Here is a 15,782-nt window from a genome sequence, read left to right on the forward strand (position 1 = left end):
CTCCTCTTCGGGGGAATGGCCGCTCGGGCCGGGACGTGGGCGTAAAGCCCGACGGATTCGGTAGTGGGGACGTGGCCTTATTGCGCGGCGATTCGTTCGGCCTGCGGGAATGGCCGCAGCGGGACGTAGCCCGCGGCGGTGAGCCGTTGCTGGTGCAGCCGTGCCTCGACTGCGCGGCCGAGGTGCAGCAGGGTTCGTACCAGGGGATCCAGCCGTTCGAACGGCGGCGCGTCGCGTGCGTCCGTCGTCAGCAGCTGCTCGGCCTGTTGCCAATCCGCCCGCGCCGCCGCGTCGTCTCCTGCCGCCTGTGCGCCCTCTCCGGCCAGGATCCGGTTGTTGGCCAGGACCAGGCGCAGGGTTTCGTTCGGAGCGTCCTTCCAGGCCGGTTCCAACAGGGCCAACGCTTCGGCGGCATGCGCTTGCGCCCCACGGTTGTCACCCTGCGCCAATGCAAGCTGGGCCTGCAGGTTGCGCGCCATGACCAGCCAGCGCAGTACGCGTTCGTTCTTGGGCTCGGCTGTCCGCGCCCGGGTCGCGATCGCGGCGGCCTCGTCCGCGAGCTTGATGGCCGTCGCGCGGTCGGAGGTGGCAATCAACTGGGCGTGCCACCAGCGACAGATCGCAGGTGGCGACTGCCACAAGTTGTTGGCCGGATCCTGCTTGGCCAACGCGTCTGCGGACGTGCTCGCCGCAAGGATGTTGGCGAGGGCCTCGTTGCGTCGGCCGCGTTGGGCCTGTGCTTCCACCAGCAAATACAAGGCATTGATACGCAGATCCTGCCATTTGGCGTTCGCCGGTTCCGCCGCGATGTTGCGTTGCATCCCAGCGAGTTGCTCGGTGAAGAATGCTTCCGCGTCCGCCAGCTTGCCCTGCTGGGCGGACAGGGTGCCCAGCCATGACAGGACGTTGGCGGCCTCGAAGCGCAGCGCCGTGTCATCCGGGTGCTGCGCCGTCCAGGTCCGGTACAGCGCCAGCTCTTCGCGCACGGCGCGCTCGGCTTCCGGATAGCGTCCGCGCCGCTCGTCGAGTACCGCCAAAGTCTGGTGGCCGTAGGCGACTTCGCGTTGCCAGTCGAAGTTCTTGCGGTCCATCGCCGCGAGCCGGATTCCGCTGTCCCGATACTTGCGGAACCAGACGGCCGATTCGTCATAGCGCCCCTGCTCCAGCGCGACAAACCCGATCCAGTATTCGGCCTGCGCCAGGTCGAACAGGCGCTGGCCGTTGTCCGGCGCGCGCTGGTGCAATGCGGTGCTGCGCGCGTGCGCCTCGCGGAACGCTGCCATCGCGGGGTCGTGCTTGCCTTCGTTGAGACGCACCTGGCCGATGCCGGCCAGCGCGCGCGCCTGTTCCTCGAGGGCGCGGTCGCTGAGGTCGCGTGGGTCGAGCGTGGCGAAGTAGGCCATGGCCTTGTCGTCGACGGCGCCCATCAGGTCGAGCCGGCCGACGGTGTCCAGCTTCTTGCGCAGGTCGCCGAGCATGAAGCCGAGAATGTCTTCGGCCTGGGCCTGTCGGCGTTGCGCATCGTTGCGCGCGACCCAGGCGGTCGCGGCCAGCGCCAGCGCGATCGCCATGCCCGCCAGCGAGGCGGCGGCGACCACAGCCCACTTGCGCTGGCGTCGCTGCGCTTCGCGCCGGGCAAGCGTGTCGTAGCCGACACCGAGCAGTCCGGCGACGAGCTTGAGGAAGGCGCGTTCGCGCCCGTCGCCTTCGCGACGCGCGTCGGCGGCAAGCGGTTCGATCGCGCTGCCGTCGCCGGCATGTGCGAGTACGGCAGCGGGGAAGCATTGCTGCGCGGGGTCGGGGCTGCCCGGTTCGCCGGCGACGACGAAACACAGCACGCGATCGTTGTGCCCCTTGGCGCGGAACGCCTCGACTTCGGCATTGACCCAGCGCGACTGCGCGGCGGCGGGCGAGCACACCACGATGAGCGCGTCGGATTCGCCCAGGGCCTCGCGGATGGTGGTGCCCAGGTCGCCCGAGCTCGGCAATTCATCGCGATCGCGGAAGAAGGTGCCCAGCCGCGGCCCGATTTCGCCATACGTGCCGCGCGTGCCCACCAGCCGCGACGGCACCCGATAGGTTTCCAGGCGACGCAGCAGCCAGCGTGCCCACTCGGCATCGGCATGGCTGTAGCTGAGGAAGGCGCGGAATCGCATTGGAGCCCGTGTGTCGCCGGTGCATCCGGTTTAACGCCTGCCTACCTGCATTCAGGACAGCCGGAGGCACCCCCTGATGGGGGTCACAGGTGCGAATGTTCAAGCGGGCGCTCGCGATGCATGAGCGTCCATTCGGCATGCTCGGTCAGCGCCGCCTCGCCCAGCGTGCGCAGGATCTGTTGTTGCTCGTGCACGCCCTGGCAGCCGTTGAGGCGCCGCCGCGCCGCGCCGAAGATGCGTTGCATGTAGCGGTACTGCTTGATCAGTTCCTTGTCTGCCTTCTTGTAGGCGTACGCCTCGTGCACGGCCGCGGCCACCGAGAGGATGCCCATCGACGACACGAGCACGTGCTGCACCTGCGGGTCGAACCGGCGCGAGAACACCGCGAGGACGGCGCTGATGCCCACGCCGATCCACAGGCAGACCATGCCCGCGAGTTCGGCGCGACGGTGCTGCCGCTCGCGCCGTGCTGCGGCGGCGGAGAAGTACTGGAGCTGGCCGCCGCCGTCGTTGGTGCCGATCCACTCGCGCACCACCGCATCGACGGCCGGGGCATCGGCCTGGGCCGGCACCAGCAGGCCTTCGAGGCTGGCGCTGCGCATCACGTTGCGGATCCAGCCCAGCTCCACGTCCTGCTTGTGCATGAAATTGTCGTGGGCGAAGGCGGGCGAGTGCAGGTCGGTGATGCCGGCGCGCCGCCAGTACGACTGCACGCGCAGGCCCTCGGCGAGCGCGCGGTAGTCGAGGTACTTGCGCTGCCATTCGCGGCGGCGCGACACCAGCACCACGCCCATGCCGGCCAGGAAGAACGCCAGGAACAGATTGATGATCAGGGAGTGCGCGGCGATGTGCGTGTACAGGAAAAACGCAAAGCCCGTGGCGGCGGCGAGCAGGTAGACGATGCGCAGCACCTGGTTGACGCGGCGCTGGTAGGTGCGCGCCAGCCAGTCGGCGCTGACGAACAACTGGTGGATCGGGCAGGCGGGCATCGCCGCCGGCCCGGCCGGGTCCGTGCCGTCGGCGGCAATGGCCTCGGCGTAGGTACGGCAGTCGCGGTTGAATTCCGCCTGTCGCTCGAACATCCGGTCGAATACCTCGGGCATGTCGGCATGGGCGACGACGTCGTCCTCGGCGGTGATCCATCGACCCGCCTCGCCAGGTCCTTCCTCATCCTCGGTGCGGCGCACGGGCAGGTGATGGACCACCGTCTCCTCGTCCAGGCCGAGCAGTGCGAGCGTGGTATCGCGGCGACGCTCGATCGCGCCGGGCAGCTCGCCATGAAGGTGGAAGCGGACGACCTGGGCGGTGCCGCCAAGGCGATCGGATTCGCGTCCGTCCCAGAGGGCCAGCAGTATCTGGCAATGGCTGGAAACAAAGATGCCGGCCTGGGCATATTGCCGGTCGCGGGCCGGACCCGGGCGCGACACCTCTTCGATGTCGACGCCGTGCCGCAATGGCAGCTGCAGTACTTCGGCGCGTTGCAACTGCTGTTCGAACATCACCAGGCTGCCCGCGCTCTCGAAGTCATCGCGGTACAGCGCCACCGGCAGCGGCAGCGGCGCCACCACGCGCAGGCCAAGGTCGAGGGCGACCTGCGCGGCCAACTGGTCGCTGCCCTCGGCCAGCGACGACAGCAGCACCACCGGCAGGTGCGGATAGCGCTCGGCAAGGTCGACAAAGAATATTTGCAGTTGCGTCTTCAGGACGGGGATGGCGGCGGCGTGCAGGTTGCGGTGACCCGTGATGCCAACCACCAGGGAGGTCGCCTCGAGAGCGGGCATGCGATGTCCCTCACCGACGGCACGCGCGCCGCGGATCCTCTAGCCCCAACGTGGGATCCGGAAGGGGAAGGCCACTACCCGCCGCGGTTCACTTGGCGTGGCGAAGAAGCCGAACGCGCCGCCGCGCGCGGGGGCGCCGCGATCCATCTGAAGTGGCGATGAAGTCGAACGCGCCGCAGCGCGTGGGGATCTAGGAGTGTCGTCTGGGCAATCGGACCGCGCCGCGATCGCGCCGCGGTTCACTTGATGTGGCAAAGAAGCCGAACGCGCCGCCGCGCGCGGGGATCTAAGCGTGCCGCTTGCGCGTGGAGATCCAGGACTACTGCTTGGGCATCCGGACCAGCCGAGTTCTGCTGGCGCGGTCGTGCCAGGTCAACTTTTCCCGGTCAACCCACGCCCACCAGAACCCGATTCCGCCCAGCAGCAGCGACAGCGTGCCGACGGCGTAACGCGTCCACAGCTGCGACCACGAGGGCTCGCCGCCATCACGCGCGGCCAGGTGCAGGCGCCATGGCCGCATTCCCAGCGTCTGTCCGCCACGACGCCAGCTCAACGTCGCGTACAGGCCCGTGACGAGCCACAGCGCGCACAGTTCGAGCCAGCCCGCGAGCGTGTCGCCATAGATCGGTTCACCGCCGTGCACCAGCATCGCGACCGCGCCGGTCGCGAACCACAGGCCCAGCACGGGGAAGAAGTCATACAGCAGCGCGAACAGGCGCCAACCGACCAGGGCCGCGGGCCGGGTCGGTGCAGCGGGATGGGAAGTGGTATCGGACGAAGTCATCGCACCAGCATATAAGCTTTGCGCCATGAGACCGCATACGCCGGCCGAACGCCGCACGCAGGCGATGGCCCTGCCGCCATTGACCGATGCCGATGCGATCGCGATCAGTGCTTTCCTTGATGCGATCTGGGCCGAGAGCGGCCTGTCGCGGCAGACCCTCGACAGCTATCGACGCGACCTGGAAGGCATCGCGCGTTGGCATGAAGGCCGGGGCGGCGGGCTGCCGTCCGCCGATCGCGCCACGCTTTTCGATTACCTGGCGTGGCGCAGCCGCAGCGGATATTCGCCGCGCAGCAACGCGCGCCTGCTGTCGGCTTTGCGGGCCTTCTTCGCCCATCGCGTGCGCAGCGGTGCGCGCGCCGACGACCCTACCGCATTGCTGGACCCGCCCAGGCAACCGCGGTCCTTGCCCAAGGCGCTGGGCGAAAGCCAGATCGACGCCTTGCTGGCCGCGCCTGCGGTCGACTCGCCACTGGGGCTGCGCGATCGCGCGATGTTCGAACTGATGTATGCCTGCGGCCTGCGGGTGAGCGAACTGGTCAACCTGCCCGCTACGGCGGTCAACCTGCGCCAGGGCGTGTTGCGCGTGACCGGCAAGGGCAGCAAGGAGCGGCTGGTGCCGCTGGGCGAAGAGGCACAGCACTGGCTCGAGCGCTACCTGGCGAACGCGCGTCCGCAGCTCGCCGGTAAGCGCGCGCTGGCGCCGTTGTTCCTGGAGGCGAGCGGCGAGGCACCTTCGCGCCAGCACTTCTGGCAACTGGTGAAGCGCTATGCCGGCGTCGCGGGCATCGACCCGGCGAAGATCAGCCCGCATGGGTTGCGCCACAGCTTCGCCACCCACCTGCTCAATCACGGCGCCGACCTGCGCGCGCTGCAGATGCTGCTGGGGCACAGCTCGCTGTCGACCACGCAGATCTACACGCTGGTGGCTCGGGAGCAATTGAAGCAGTTGCATGCGAAGCACCATCCCAGAGGGTGAGCGGCCGCGCTTGCGCGCCACTGGCGCGCGCGGCCGCGAACGCCCGGCCATGGATGGCCGCCGGACGATCCGAAGCCCGCGGCCTTGCGCCATGGATGGCCGCTATTACGTGATCGAAGTGAACACGGCGCGCCACTGGCGCCAGGCGCGCGCGGCCGCGAACTCCCGGCCGCGCCGCGGCGAGCTTGCGCAATGGTGGGGTCGAACGCGCCGCAGCGCGTTGTAGCGGGGAACGGCGGTCCTCTACTTGCAGGGCCTCTCGCGATCGGCGGCATCGCGAACACCGGCATGAACAGGAGGGAAGGGCCCCAATGCGTGACCCATCGCACCAACCGCCAGTCCCCGCGGGGCGCACCGCCTGTCGTGCCATGAGACAATCGCGAAACTCCCGGCTTTTCCGGCGTTCCAATACCGGTCCCCCCATGCAAGGACTGTTCATGAAGCAAATTTTCTTTGCCCTGTTGGGCGTGATCAGCCTCTCGGCCTGCGCCCAGGGTCCCCAGTCTGGCGCGGCCGGCGGCAAGGCACCGGGCGCGCAGGCGACCACCGCGGGCGCCACGGCTCCGCTGGGCAATGCCCCCAAGGTGGGCGCGAACACGCCGGAAGCGCGTGCAGTCGCAGCCGTCCACATGCTCAATCCGCGCGTCACCATCGAGAAGGTCAAGGCCGCGCCGATTGCCGGCTTCCGCGAAGCCATCGTCCAGGGCCAGGTCGTCTATGTCAGCGACGATGGCCGCTACCTGTTCCTGCCCGGTCCGCAAGGCGCGCTGTATGACGTCACGGCCAAGAAGGACCTGAGCGAGCAGTCGCTCGCCGCGGTGCGCAAGGACCTGATCAAGGCCATCCCGGTCAGCGAACGCATCGTCTTTTCTCCGCCGAATCCGAAGTACACGGTGGCGATCTTCACCGACGTCGAATGCGCGTATTGCCGCAAGTTCCACAGCGAGATCGCCGAGTACAACAAGCAGGGAATCGCCGTGCAGTACATGGCCTTCCCGCGCATGGGCATCGGCAGTCCGGACCACAAGAAGATGATTTCGGTGTGGTGTGCACCCGACCGCAAGAAGGCCCTCACCGACGCCAAGAACGATCGCCCGATACAGGCGCGTGACTGCAAGAACACCGTGTCGATGCAGTACGACATCGGCCAGCGCGCGGGCCTGACCGGCACGCCGATGATCATCGCCGAGGACGGCACCACCGTCGGCGGCTACCTGCCGCCGCAGCAGCTGCGCGAGACGCTGGATCGCCTGGCACAGGGCGGCAAGACCTCCGCCAGCGGCGCGACCGATCCGGTGGCGTCGACCGGCGGCTGATCCGCATCCCGCTGGACAACGGCAGAAACGGAGGCTTCGGCCTCCGTTTTGGTTTCGAGCGGGTCAGGGTCGCCATCTACAGCCCATGGCCTGCCATGGCTAGCCGCGGGCGCGGCTTCGGCATTGCTACGGTTTGGGTCTACCGCGGGCCGGCGGCTACAATAGCCGGCCCGTACCCCACGGTTCCCCGGACATGATGGTCCTCGAGGGCGCTTCCGCCCTGTCTTCGTTCCGCCGCGAACGCCTGCAAGCCCGCCTCCAAGCCGTCCATCCCGACCTGCGCCTGCTGGGCGCCAGGTGGACCTACTGGGTCGTCCCCGAAACCGGGAGCGAGCCCGACCGGTCCACGCTCGCGCGCATCCTGCAGGGCGGCTTCGACGAGGCGCCGCGCGACGCCGGCGCGGTCTCCCGCTATATCACCCCGCGCCTGGGCACGCTGTCGCCGTGGGCGAGCAAGGCGACCGAGCTGCTGCAGGGCGCCGGGCAACCGGTGAAGCGGGTCGAGCGCGGCCTGCGCTACGACGTGGCGGGCTGGCCCGCGGATGCGCCGACGCAGGGCGCGCTGGCGAAGCTGCTGCACGACCCGATGACCCAGTCGCTGCTGGAGGCGCGCGACGATGCCGCCGCGCTGTTCGCCGTGCCCGCCCGTGGCGAACTCGAACGCATCGCGCTGGCCTCGCTCGAGGACGCCAATGCGCGGCTCGGCCTCGCCCTCGCCGACGACGAGATTGCCTACCTGCGCGAGCGCTACGCCGCGCTGGGCCGCAATCCGTCCGACATCGAGCTGATGATGTTCGCGCAGGCGAACTCCGAACATTGCCGCCACAAGATCTTCAATGCGTCGTGGACCATCGACGGGCGTGAGCAGCCGCTGTCGCTGTTCAAGATGATCAAGAACACCCACGCGACCACGCCGCAGTACACGCTGTCGGCGTACAGCGACAACGCCGCGGTGGTCGAAGGCTACGGCGCGCGCCGCTTCCGCCCGCAGCCGGGCACGCAGGCGTACGCGAGCGAAGCCGAGCTTCCATCGGCGTTCTGCATCAAGGTCGAGACCCACAACCATCCCACCGCGATCGCCCCGTTCCCGGGCGCCAGCACCGGCAACGGCGGCGAGATCCGCGACGAAGGCGCGACCGGCCGCGGTGGCCGCCCGAAGGCGGGCCTGTGCGGCTTCTCCGTGTCGCACCTGCGCATTCCCACGCTGCCACAGCCGTGGGAGGCACCGCGTTCGCTCAATCCGCGCATGGCGCCTGCGCTGGAAATCATGCTCGACGGCCCGCTCGGCGGCGCCGCGTTCAACAACGAATTCGGTCGGCCGAACCTCACCGGCTACTTCCGCAGTTTCGAATTGAATGAAGGCGCCCACACCCGCGCCTACGACAAGCCGATCATGCTCGCCGGCGGCCTCGGCGCGATGGACCGCATGCAGGTGCAGAAGCATTCGCTGCGCCCGGGCGATGCGGTCATCGTGCTCGGTGGCCCGGCGATGCTGATCGGCCTCGGCGGCGGTGCCGCCAGTTCGGTCGCGTCGGGCGAGAGCGCCGAGCACCTCGACTTCGCCAGCGTGCAGCGCGACAACCCGGAGATGGAGCGTCGCTGCCAGGAAGTCCTCGACCGCTGCGTCGCCATGGGCGAGGACAACCCGATCGTCACTGCGCACGACGTCGGTGCCGGCGGCCTGTCCAATGCGATCCCCGAACTGCTGCACGACTCCAGCGTCGGCGGCGTGATCGACCTGGCCCGCGTGCCCGCGGACGACCCGTCGCTGTCGCCGATGCAGCTGTGGTGCAACGAATCGCAGGAGCGCTACGTGCTCGGCTTGCCGGCCGACCGTGTCGCCGAATTCGCCGCGCTGTGCGAACGCGAGCGCTGCCCGTTCGCAGTGGTCGGCCACGCAACCGCCGAGGAACGTCTCGTCGTCGGCTACGGCGCGACGGTCGACAACGCGCACGAGGCCGGTCGCGACTGGTCCATCGACCTGCCCATGGACGTGCTGTTCGGCAAGGCACCGAAGATGCACCGCGACACCCGGCAGCCCGCCGCCGCGCCATGGCCCGCGCTCGACTGGAGCGGCATTGCCCTGCGCGATGCGGCCTTGCGCGTGCTTGCGCATCCCACCGTCGCGTCCAAGCAGTTCCTCGTCACCATCGGCGATCGCACCGTCGGCGGCCTGACCGCGCGCGACCAGCTGGTGGGCCCGTGGCAGATGCCGGTGGCCGACTGCGCCATCACCCTGTCCGGTTTCGACAGCCACGTTGGCGAAGTCATGGCGATCGGCGAGCGCACGCCGCTGGCCCTGCTCGATGCCGCCGCCGCCGCGCGCATGGCCGTAGGCGAGGCCATCACCAACCTCGCCGCCGCGCCGGTGGAATCGCTGGACCGCATCAAGCTGTCGGCGAACTGGATGGCCGCCGCCAGCCATCCGGGCGAAGACGCGCTGCTGTTCGACGCGGTCAAGGCCGTGGGCATGGAACTGTGTCCGGAGCTCGACCTGAGCATCCCGGTCGGCAAGGACTCCTTGTCGATGCAGGCGCAGTGGCACAACGACGGTGAGGCACACAAGTCCGTGTCGCCGGTGTCGCTGATCGTCAGTGCCTTCGCGCCGGTGACCGACGTGCGCGAGCAGCTCACGCCACTGCTGTCGCGCGAGGACGAGTCCGAGCTGTGGCTGATCGGCCTGGGTGCCGGCAAGCAGCGCATGGGCGGTTCGATCCTCGCGCAATGCTTCCCCGAAGCGGGGGGCAATGACCTGCCGGCCTTCGCCGGACGTTCGCAGGATCGCGACGATCCCGCGGTGCCGGACCTCGATGATCCGCAACGCCTGCGTGCCTTCTTCGAACTGATCCGCGATGCACGCATGCATGGCCTGCTGCGCGCCTACCACGACCGCAGCGACGGCGGCGCGTTCGCCACGCTCTGCGAAATGGCGTTCGCCTCGCACGTCGGCCTCGACATCGACCTCGACGGCTGGGGCGACGATCGCGGCAGCGACCCGCTGCGTACGCTGTTCAACGAGGAACTCGGCGCCGTCGTGCAGATCGCGACCGAGGACCGCGCCGAGTTCGCCGACCTCGTCGCCCGCCATGGCCTGATCGATTGCGCGCAGCGCATTGCCCGGCCGACCACGGCACCGTCGATCCGCGTGCGCCAGGACGGCGATACCCTGGCCGAGTGGCGCTGGGAAGAACTGTTCGATGCCTGGTGGTCGGTCACGCACGCGATGCAGAAGCTGCGCGACAACCCGGAATCGGCCGACCAGGAACGCGCCGCCGCGCGCGACTTCAATGCGCCCGGGTTGAAGCCGAAGCTGACGTTCGACGCCAACGAAGACATCGCCGCGCCCTACCTCAACGTCGGCGTGCGGCCGAAGGTCGCGATCCTGCGCGAGCAGGGCGTCAACAGCCAGGTCGAAACCGCGTACGCCTTCGACCGTGCCGGTTTCGAAGCCTACGACGTGCACATGAGCGACCTGATCCAGGGTCGCTTCAGGCTCGAGGACTTCATCGGCTTCGTCGCCTGTGGCGGCTTCAGCTACGGCGACGTGCTCGGTGCCGGCCGCGGCTGGGCGACATCGGTGCTGGAGCGTTCGGCGCTGCGCGACGCGTTCACCGCCTTCTTCAACCGCAACAACACCTTCGCCCTGGGTGTCTGCAACGGCTGCCAGATGCTGTCGCAGCTCAAGGACCTGATCCCGGGCGCGGAGCACTTCCCGCAGTTCCTGCGCAACGCCAGCGAGCAGTACGAAGGCCGCGTGGCCCTGCTGGAAGTGGCGGATTCGCCGTCGCTGTTCCTGCGCGACATGCAGGGTTCGCGCATCCCGGTCGCGGTGGCGCACGGCGAAGGTCGTGCGTCGTTCGAGTCGACCGGCGACAACGCACGCGTTGCCATCGCGCTCAACTACATCAATGGCGATGGCAGCCTCGCGACGAGTTACCCGGCCAACCCGAACGGTTCGGCGAATGCCATCGCCGGCCTGTGCAGCGAGGACGGCCGCGCCACCATCCTGATGCCGCATCCCGAGCGCACCCTGCGCGCCGCCAACTTCAGCTGGGCACCGCGCGAGTGGCGGGACGACTCACCGTGGCAGCGCATGTTCCGCAATGCGCGGGCATGGGTGAATTGAGGCGGTGCTAGGTTGAAACGGAAAAGCCGGGCTCGAGGCCCGGCTTTTCTTTTTGCGCCGCTGTCTACTTGAAGGAGAAGTTGGCGGTGTGCAGCGTGCCGTCGGCCAGTTTCACCTGGATCTGCCGGCAGGTTCCGGCCCAGGATTTCTCGCTCTTCCACACGTAGATGTACTGGGCGGCGCCGGAGTCGTACTGCAGGCTGCTCGCGCCGGCAGTGACCGTTTCCAGCAGCGGGTCTTCCACCGCACCGCCGCAGGACATCGGTGCCGACTTCGGATAGCCCGCTGCCATGATCCCCATGCCCTGGTTGCCGCCCAGGCTGAACTTGATCGGGATCGCGCTGCCTGCTTTGGAGGAGTTGACGATGGGCGCCATGTCGACCGGGCGGAAGAATCCGGTCCAGGCATAGCTCACGGTGACCTTGAACGAACCGCTTGCGGTGTTGTTGTGCTGGTCCGTGGCACTGCAATACACGGTATTGGTGCCAACCGGGAACGTGGTGCCCGAGGCGGGCGTGCAGTTGACCGGCACTGTGCCGTCGACGATGTCCCACGCGGTCGGCTGCGTGTAGTTCACCGTGGCGTTCGAGTTGCTGCCCGCCGTCGCGGTGACGTCGCCGAGGTAATGGATCACCGGGGCCGTGGTGTCCTGCACCGTGACGGTGAAGGCCGCGTGGCCCGTGTTGCCGGAGCCGTCGGTCGCCGCGCACGCCACCGTGGTCACGCCCAGGGCAAAGGTGCTGCCTGAAGCCGGCGCGCAGGTGACGGCGACATTGCCGTAGACCAGGTCGATCGCGGTTGCGCTGAAAGTGACGCTGGCGCCTGCCGCGGAAGTGGCTTCGCGGACGAGGCTGGCCGGCACGGTGACCGCGGGTGCGGTGGTGTCGACCACGGTCACGATGCTGGTGGCGCTGGCGGAATTGCCGGCGGCATCCGCGGCGGTCCAGGTGATCGTCGTGGTGCCCAGCGGGAACGTGGCGGGGGCGTCGTTGGTCAGCGACACCACGCCGACCGCATCAGTGGCCGTGGCCGTGCCGTGGGCTACGGCGGTAAGCGGGCCGCTGGCCTCGGCGGTGACATTCGCGGGCGGTGTCACGACCGGCGCGGTGGTGTCGACCACGGTCACGGTGCTGGTGGCGCTGGCGGAATTGCCGGCGGCATCCGCGGCGGTCCAGGTGATCGTCGTCGTGCCCAGCGGGAAAGTGGCGGGGGCATCGTTGGTCAGCGACACCACGCCGACCGCGTCGGATGCCGTCGCCGCGCCATGCGGTACGGCCGTCAGCGGCCCAGTGGCTTCGGCTGTCACGTTCGCGGGTGCGATAACCACGGGGGCCGTCGTGTCGACGACGGTCACATGGAACTGCGTCCCCTGGGCGGCGTTGCCCGCTGCATCAGAGGCGCTGCAGGTGACAAAGGTCGAACCCAGCGCGAACGTCGATCCGGAGGCCGGGGCGCACGAAGCCGTGCCGGCGCCATCGACGAGGTCATGTGTGGCCGGGCTGACGTAGGGAACCGCGGCGCCATCCGGCCCGGTAGCCTCAACACCGAGGATGTCGGCATGCGGGTCGATCGTCGGTGGCGTGCTGTCGCGCACGGTCACCACGAACTGCGTCGGAGTGGCCGCATTGCCCGCGGCATCGCTGGCCGAGCAGGTCACCGTGGTTTCGCCGAGCGCGAAGATCGAACCTGAAGTGGGCGTGCAGGAAGCGGTGTCGTCGCCGGAGACCGCGTCATGCGTGGCCGGGCTGGTGTAGAAGACCTGCGCGCCCAACGAACTGGTCGCCTCGATCGGACCGACATTGCCGTGCGGATCGATCGTCGGTGGCGTGCTGTCGACCACGGTCACGTTGAAGTGCGTGTCCACGGCGGGGTTGTCCGCGGCATCGGTCGCGCTGCAGGTCACCAGGGTCGTACCGAGCCCGAAGACCGAGCCAGACGCCGGTAGGCAGCTAGCCACGCCGTTGCCATCGACCAGGTCATGCGTGGCCGGATTGTTGTAGATGACCGCGGCGCCATCGGGGCCGGTGGCCTCGATGTCGACGATGTCGTCACGCGCATCGATCGTCGGTGGCGTGCTGTCGACCACGACCACGTTGAAGTGCGTGCCCACGGCGTCGTTGCCCGCGGCATCAGCTGCGCTGCAGGTCACCAGGGTCGTGCCCAAAGCGAAGGTCGAGCCGGACGCCGGAGCGCAGGTGGCCGTGCCACCGCCGTCGACGACATCGTGCGTGGCCGGACTGGTGTAAGTCACCACGGCGCCGCTTGGGCCAGTAGCTTCCGCTTTGACGTCCGGGTGCGCGTCGATCGTTGGCGCTGTGGTGTCATGCACCGCGACCGTGAAGGTCTTCGCTTGGGCGACGTTGCCGTGCGCGTCGGTGGCATTGCAGCTGACAGTGGTCGTCGGACCCGGCGCATTGATCGGGAACACGGACCCGGACAACGGCAGGCAGTTGGCGTCTTTTTCGCCATCGACTACGTCATGCGACTTGGCAACGTAATTCGCAGGAGCGCCGTCCGGCCCAGTGGCTTCCACGGCGAAGGAGAACGGTACGTCGATCACCGGCGCGGTTCTGTCCCGCACGCTGATGGAGAAATCCGCATTCGCTCCATTGCCAGCCGAATCGTGGGCGATGCATGCCACGGGCGTCACCTGGTCGAGCGCGAACGCCGCCCCCGGCGGTGGCTCGCACATGAAGAACGCGCTGGCATTGACGAGCGGAAGGGGGCCGTCGACGGCGTCCCACGAGGAGACGACATAGCCACGATCGGGACCGATGATGGCTCCGGTTGCCGAATCAGCCTCCGCGATGAAGTCGCTTGGCACGGAGATGATCGGCCCGGTGACGTCGTGGATGAAGATCGAGCACGTAGCGCTCGATTTCGCGTTGTTGTGATCGGTGACCGTCAGCTTGAAAGGAATCAGGCCGGATTCCTGGAGTGAGAGATGGGGAACGACGAAGGTGACAATGGGAGTGTTCCAATCGCCGACGCCGGGCACTTCCGGCAGGCCTTCGAGCTGCTTCCATTCGTACTTGAAGATGCCGTCGTCGGCGTCGCTCGATGCGCTGCCGTTGAAGGTGAACGACTGGCCTTCATTCACGTCGAACACCAGGTCGGGACACACCAACGAGGCGACCGGCCCGTCATTGGTCCACGAAATGTTGACGTCGGTGGTATTCGAGTTGTCGAGCGCGCCATCCGAAACCGTCAGTCGGAACGTCAGCAGGGTGTTGCCGGTGAAGTTCGGCGCGACGAACGTCTTGATCGCCGGGTTCGGCGTCGGAAGAAGCGTTACCGCCGGGCCGACCGTCTGCGTCCATGTATAGATCAGGTTGGCCTGGGCGGTTTCGACGTCCCATGACGCGCTGCCGTCCAGCGTGACCACGGTGCCTTCGGTCGCCGAGCCGGGGGAGGCGGTGGGAACCGAGTGCGGCGCCGTGTTGATCACGACGTCGTGGGCATTGGTGATCGTCAATGTGATGTCTTCGGAATCACTTCCCGGGCAACCGGCGACGGTCACCGTCAGGCGGAGGGTGACCTGGGTGCTGGTGGTCACGTCCGGAGGAGTGAAGTTCGGCTGCGGATCCGTGGTGGGGGCCAGCGTACCCAGCGGCGTGCCGACGAACGTCCACTGGTACAGGCCACCTTTGTTCTGCTTGGGGCTGGATGGCTGGCCGTTGATCTGGATCGTGTTGGCGACCCAATTTCCATTGACCAGCTTGAAATCGGGGACCTGGGCCGAGCCCATGTTGATGCGCGCATCGGGCGTGTCGCATGCCGCCTTGGCCGATGGCGGCGCCAGAGCCAGACCGGCGGTGACGAAGACGCCAAGCCACACCCGCTGAGCGAGTGTCCCAAAGAGTTTCATGGCTGTTTCCCCTGTTCGAAAGCGCCCCCGCGCGGGTTGGGCACGCTAGGCGCTGCCTTCGACCAGCGTCATCACCCATCTGGGGTAAGCGCCGGCCGGCGGTCGGATCAGCGGGTCAACCGGTTCGCCACCATCGCCACCAGGCTGGCCTGGGTGTGCGTGCCGGTCTTCTGCATCGCCGCCTTGAGCTGGGTGCGCACGGTGTGCACGGACTTGCCGGCACAGCGCGCCAGTTCCTCGATGGAGCCCATCGAATAAAGGCCGAGGGCGATCTCGGCTTCCTTGCGGGTGAGCTGGAATTCGCCGCACAAGCGCTGCACCCCGTGCTCGGCGGAGGCCGACTCGCGCACTTCGAACATCAGCACGGTGGAAACCGGGAGATCGGCGGTGGCGCCGAAGTCCAGGACCTGCACGCTGGCCACGGCTCCACTGCCAGACGGCAGCACGACTTGTTGCGGGTGCCCGGGCCCAAGCACGCGGGCGTGCAGGATCGCCTGCGCCAGCGCGTGCGCGGTCGCAGGCGCGGCCACCAACATGCCCTCGCGGATCAGCAGGTCGGCATGGCTGCTCAAGCGGTTGCGCGCTGCCGCGTTGGCATGCCACACGCGGATCGGCTCACCCGGCAGCAGCAGCGCGATCGGATGCCGCAGCAGGTCGAGCGTGGCGGCCAGGCAGCGCGCCTGCGCGATCCACCGCAATTGCTCAGGTCGATCCTCGCGCCGTACCCGGCGCTCGGCCGGCTGTCGCCCGCTGTCACCCGTCATGAACGGAC

At 68.3% G+C, this 15,782-nt stretch carries 9 protein-coding genes; 4 read left to right on the top strand and 5 right to left on the bottom strand.

The window, feature by feature from the left end; all coding sequences use genetic code 11:
- Positions 1-77 precede the first annotated feature (77 nt).
- From ACXJJ9_RS00705 to ACXJJ9_RS00715, 3 genes are all read right to left on the bottom strand, one after another.
- A complete protein-coding gene (locus ACXJJ9_RS00705) occupies positions 78-2,156 on the bottom strand; it encodes a TIR domain-containing protein (protein WP_457095384.1) in 2,079 nt (692 codons plus the stop codon).
- A gap of 83 nt (positions 2,157-2,239) precedes the next feature.
- A complete protein-coding gene (locus ACXJJ9_RS00710; protein ID WP_457095385.1) occupies positions 2,240-3,937 on the bottom strand; it encodes a hypothetical protein in 1,698 nt (565 codons plus the stop codon).
- Positions 3,938-4,256: 319 nt separating this feature from the next.
- The gene (locus tag ACXJJ9_RS00715) at positions 4,257-4,721 is read right to left on the bottom strand and encodes an RDD family protein (protein ID WP_457095386.1); all 465 of its coding nucleotides are present in this window, start codon (positions 4,719-4,721) and stop codon (positions 4,257-4,259) included.
- A 25-nt stretch (positions 4,722-4,746) separates the two neighbouring features.
- Here ACXJJ9_RS00715 and xerD point away from each other — a divergent pair, with 25 nt between their 5' ends.
- The 4 genes from xerD to purL all read left to right on the top strand — a co-directional run bounded on the left by xerD (position 4,747) and on the right by purL (position 11,142).
- A complete protein-coding gene (xerD, locus tag ACXJJ9_RS00720; RefSeq protein ID WP_457095387.1) occupies positions 4,747-5,700 on the top strand; it encodes a site-specific tyrosine recombinase XerD in 954 nt (317 codons plus the stop codon).
- A 91-nt stretch (positions 5,701-5,791) separates the two neighbouring features.
- Positions 5,792-5,926 carry a hypothetical protein gene (locus tag ACXJJ9_RS00725; RefSeq protein ID WP_457095388.1) on the top strand — a complete coding sequence of 45 codons (135 nt, stop codon included), beginning with the start codon at positions 5,792-5,794 and terminating at the stop codon, positions 5,924-5,926.
- A 211-nt stretch (positions 5,927-6,137) separates the two neighbouring features.
- The gene (locus ACXJJ9_RS00730) at positions 6,138-7,016 is read left to right on the top strand and encodes a DsbC family protein (protein WP_457095389.1); all 879 of its coding nucleotides are present in this window, start codon (positions 6,138-6,140) and stop codon (positions 7,014-7,016) included.
- A gap of 193 nt (positions 7,017-7,209) precedes the next feature.
- Complete coding sequence (gene purL, locus ACXJJ9_RS00735) at positions 7,210-11,142, top strand: phosphoribosylformylglycinamidine synthase (RefSeq protein ID WP_457095390.1); 3,933 nt, start codon at positions 7,210-7,212, stop codon at positions 11,140-11,142.
- 64 nt (positions 11,143-11,206) lie between these two features.
- Here the strand turns inward: purL and ACXJJ9_RS00740 are convergent, their stop codons facing one another.
- Together ACXJJ9_RS00740 and ACXJJ9_RS00745 are read right to left on the bottom strand one after the other, a co-directional pair.
- The gene (locus ACXJJ9_RS00740; protein ID WP_457095391.1) at positions 11,207-15,010 is read right to left on the bottom strand and encodes an HYR domain-containing protein; all 3,804 of its coding nucleotides are present in this window, start codon (positions 15,008-15,010) and stop codon (positions 11,207-11,209) included.
- Between the two features lie 107 nt (positions 15,011-15,117).
- On the bottom strand, positions 15,118-15,774 hold the full coding sequence (locus tag ACXJJ9_RS00745) for a helix-turn-helix transcriptional regulator (protein ID WP_457095392.1): 657 nt from the start codon (positions 15,772-15,774) through the stop codon (positions 15,118-15,120).
- Positions 15,775-15,782 lie beyond the last annotated feature (8 nt).

The sequence above is a fragment of the Lysobacter sp. P5_B9 genome, assembly GCF_054049835.1.

Coding starts and splice junctions, on each gene's coding strand:
- ACXJJ9_RS00715 (WP_457095386.1), bottom strand. CDS start 4,721: ATGACTTCGTCCGATACCACTTCCCATCCCGCTGCACCGACCCGGCCC.
- ACXJJ9_RS00710 (WP_457095385.1), bottom strand. CDS start 3,937: ATGCCCGCTCTCGAGGCGACCTCCCTGGTGGTTGGCATCACGGGTCAC.
- ACXJJ9_RS00705 (WP_457095384.1), bottom strand. CDS start 2,156: ATGCGATTCCGCGCCTTCCTCAGCTACAGCCATGCCGATGCCGAGTGG.
- purL (WP_457095390.1), top strand. CDS start 7,210: ATGATGGTCCTCGAGGGCGCTTCCGCCCTGTCTTCGTTCCGCCGCGAA.
- ACXJJ9_RS00725 (WP_457095388.1), top strand. CDS start 5,792: ATGGATGGCCGCTATTACGTGATCGAAGTGAACACGGCGCGCCACTGG.
- ACXJJ9_RS00745 (WP_457095392.1), bottom strand. CDS start 15,774: ATGACGGGTGACAGCGGGCGACAGCCGGCCGAGCGCCGGGTACGGCGC.
- ACXJJ9_RS00730 (WP_457095389.1), top strand. CDS start 6,138: ATGAAGCAAATTTTCTTTGCCCTGTTGGGCGTGATCAGCCTCTCGGCC.
- ACXJJ9_RS00740 (WP_457095391.1), bottom strand. CDS start 15,010: ATGAAACTCTTTGGGACACTCGCTCAGCGGGTGTGGCTTGGCGTCTTC.
- xerD (WP_457095387.1), top strand. CDS start 4,747: ATGAGACCGCATACGCCGGCCGAACGCCGCACGCAGGCGATGGCCCTG.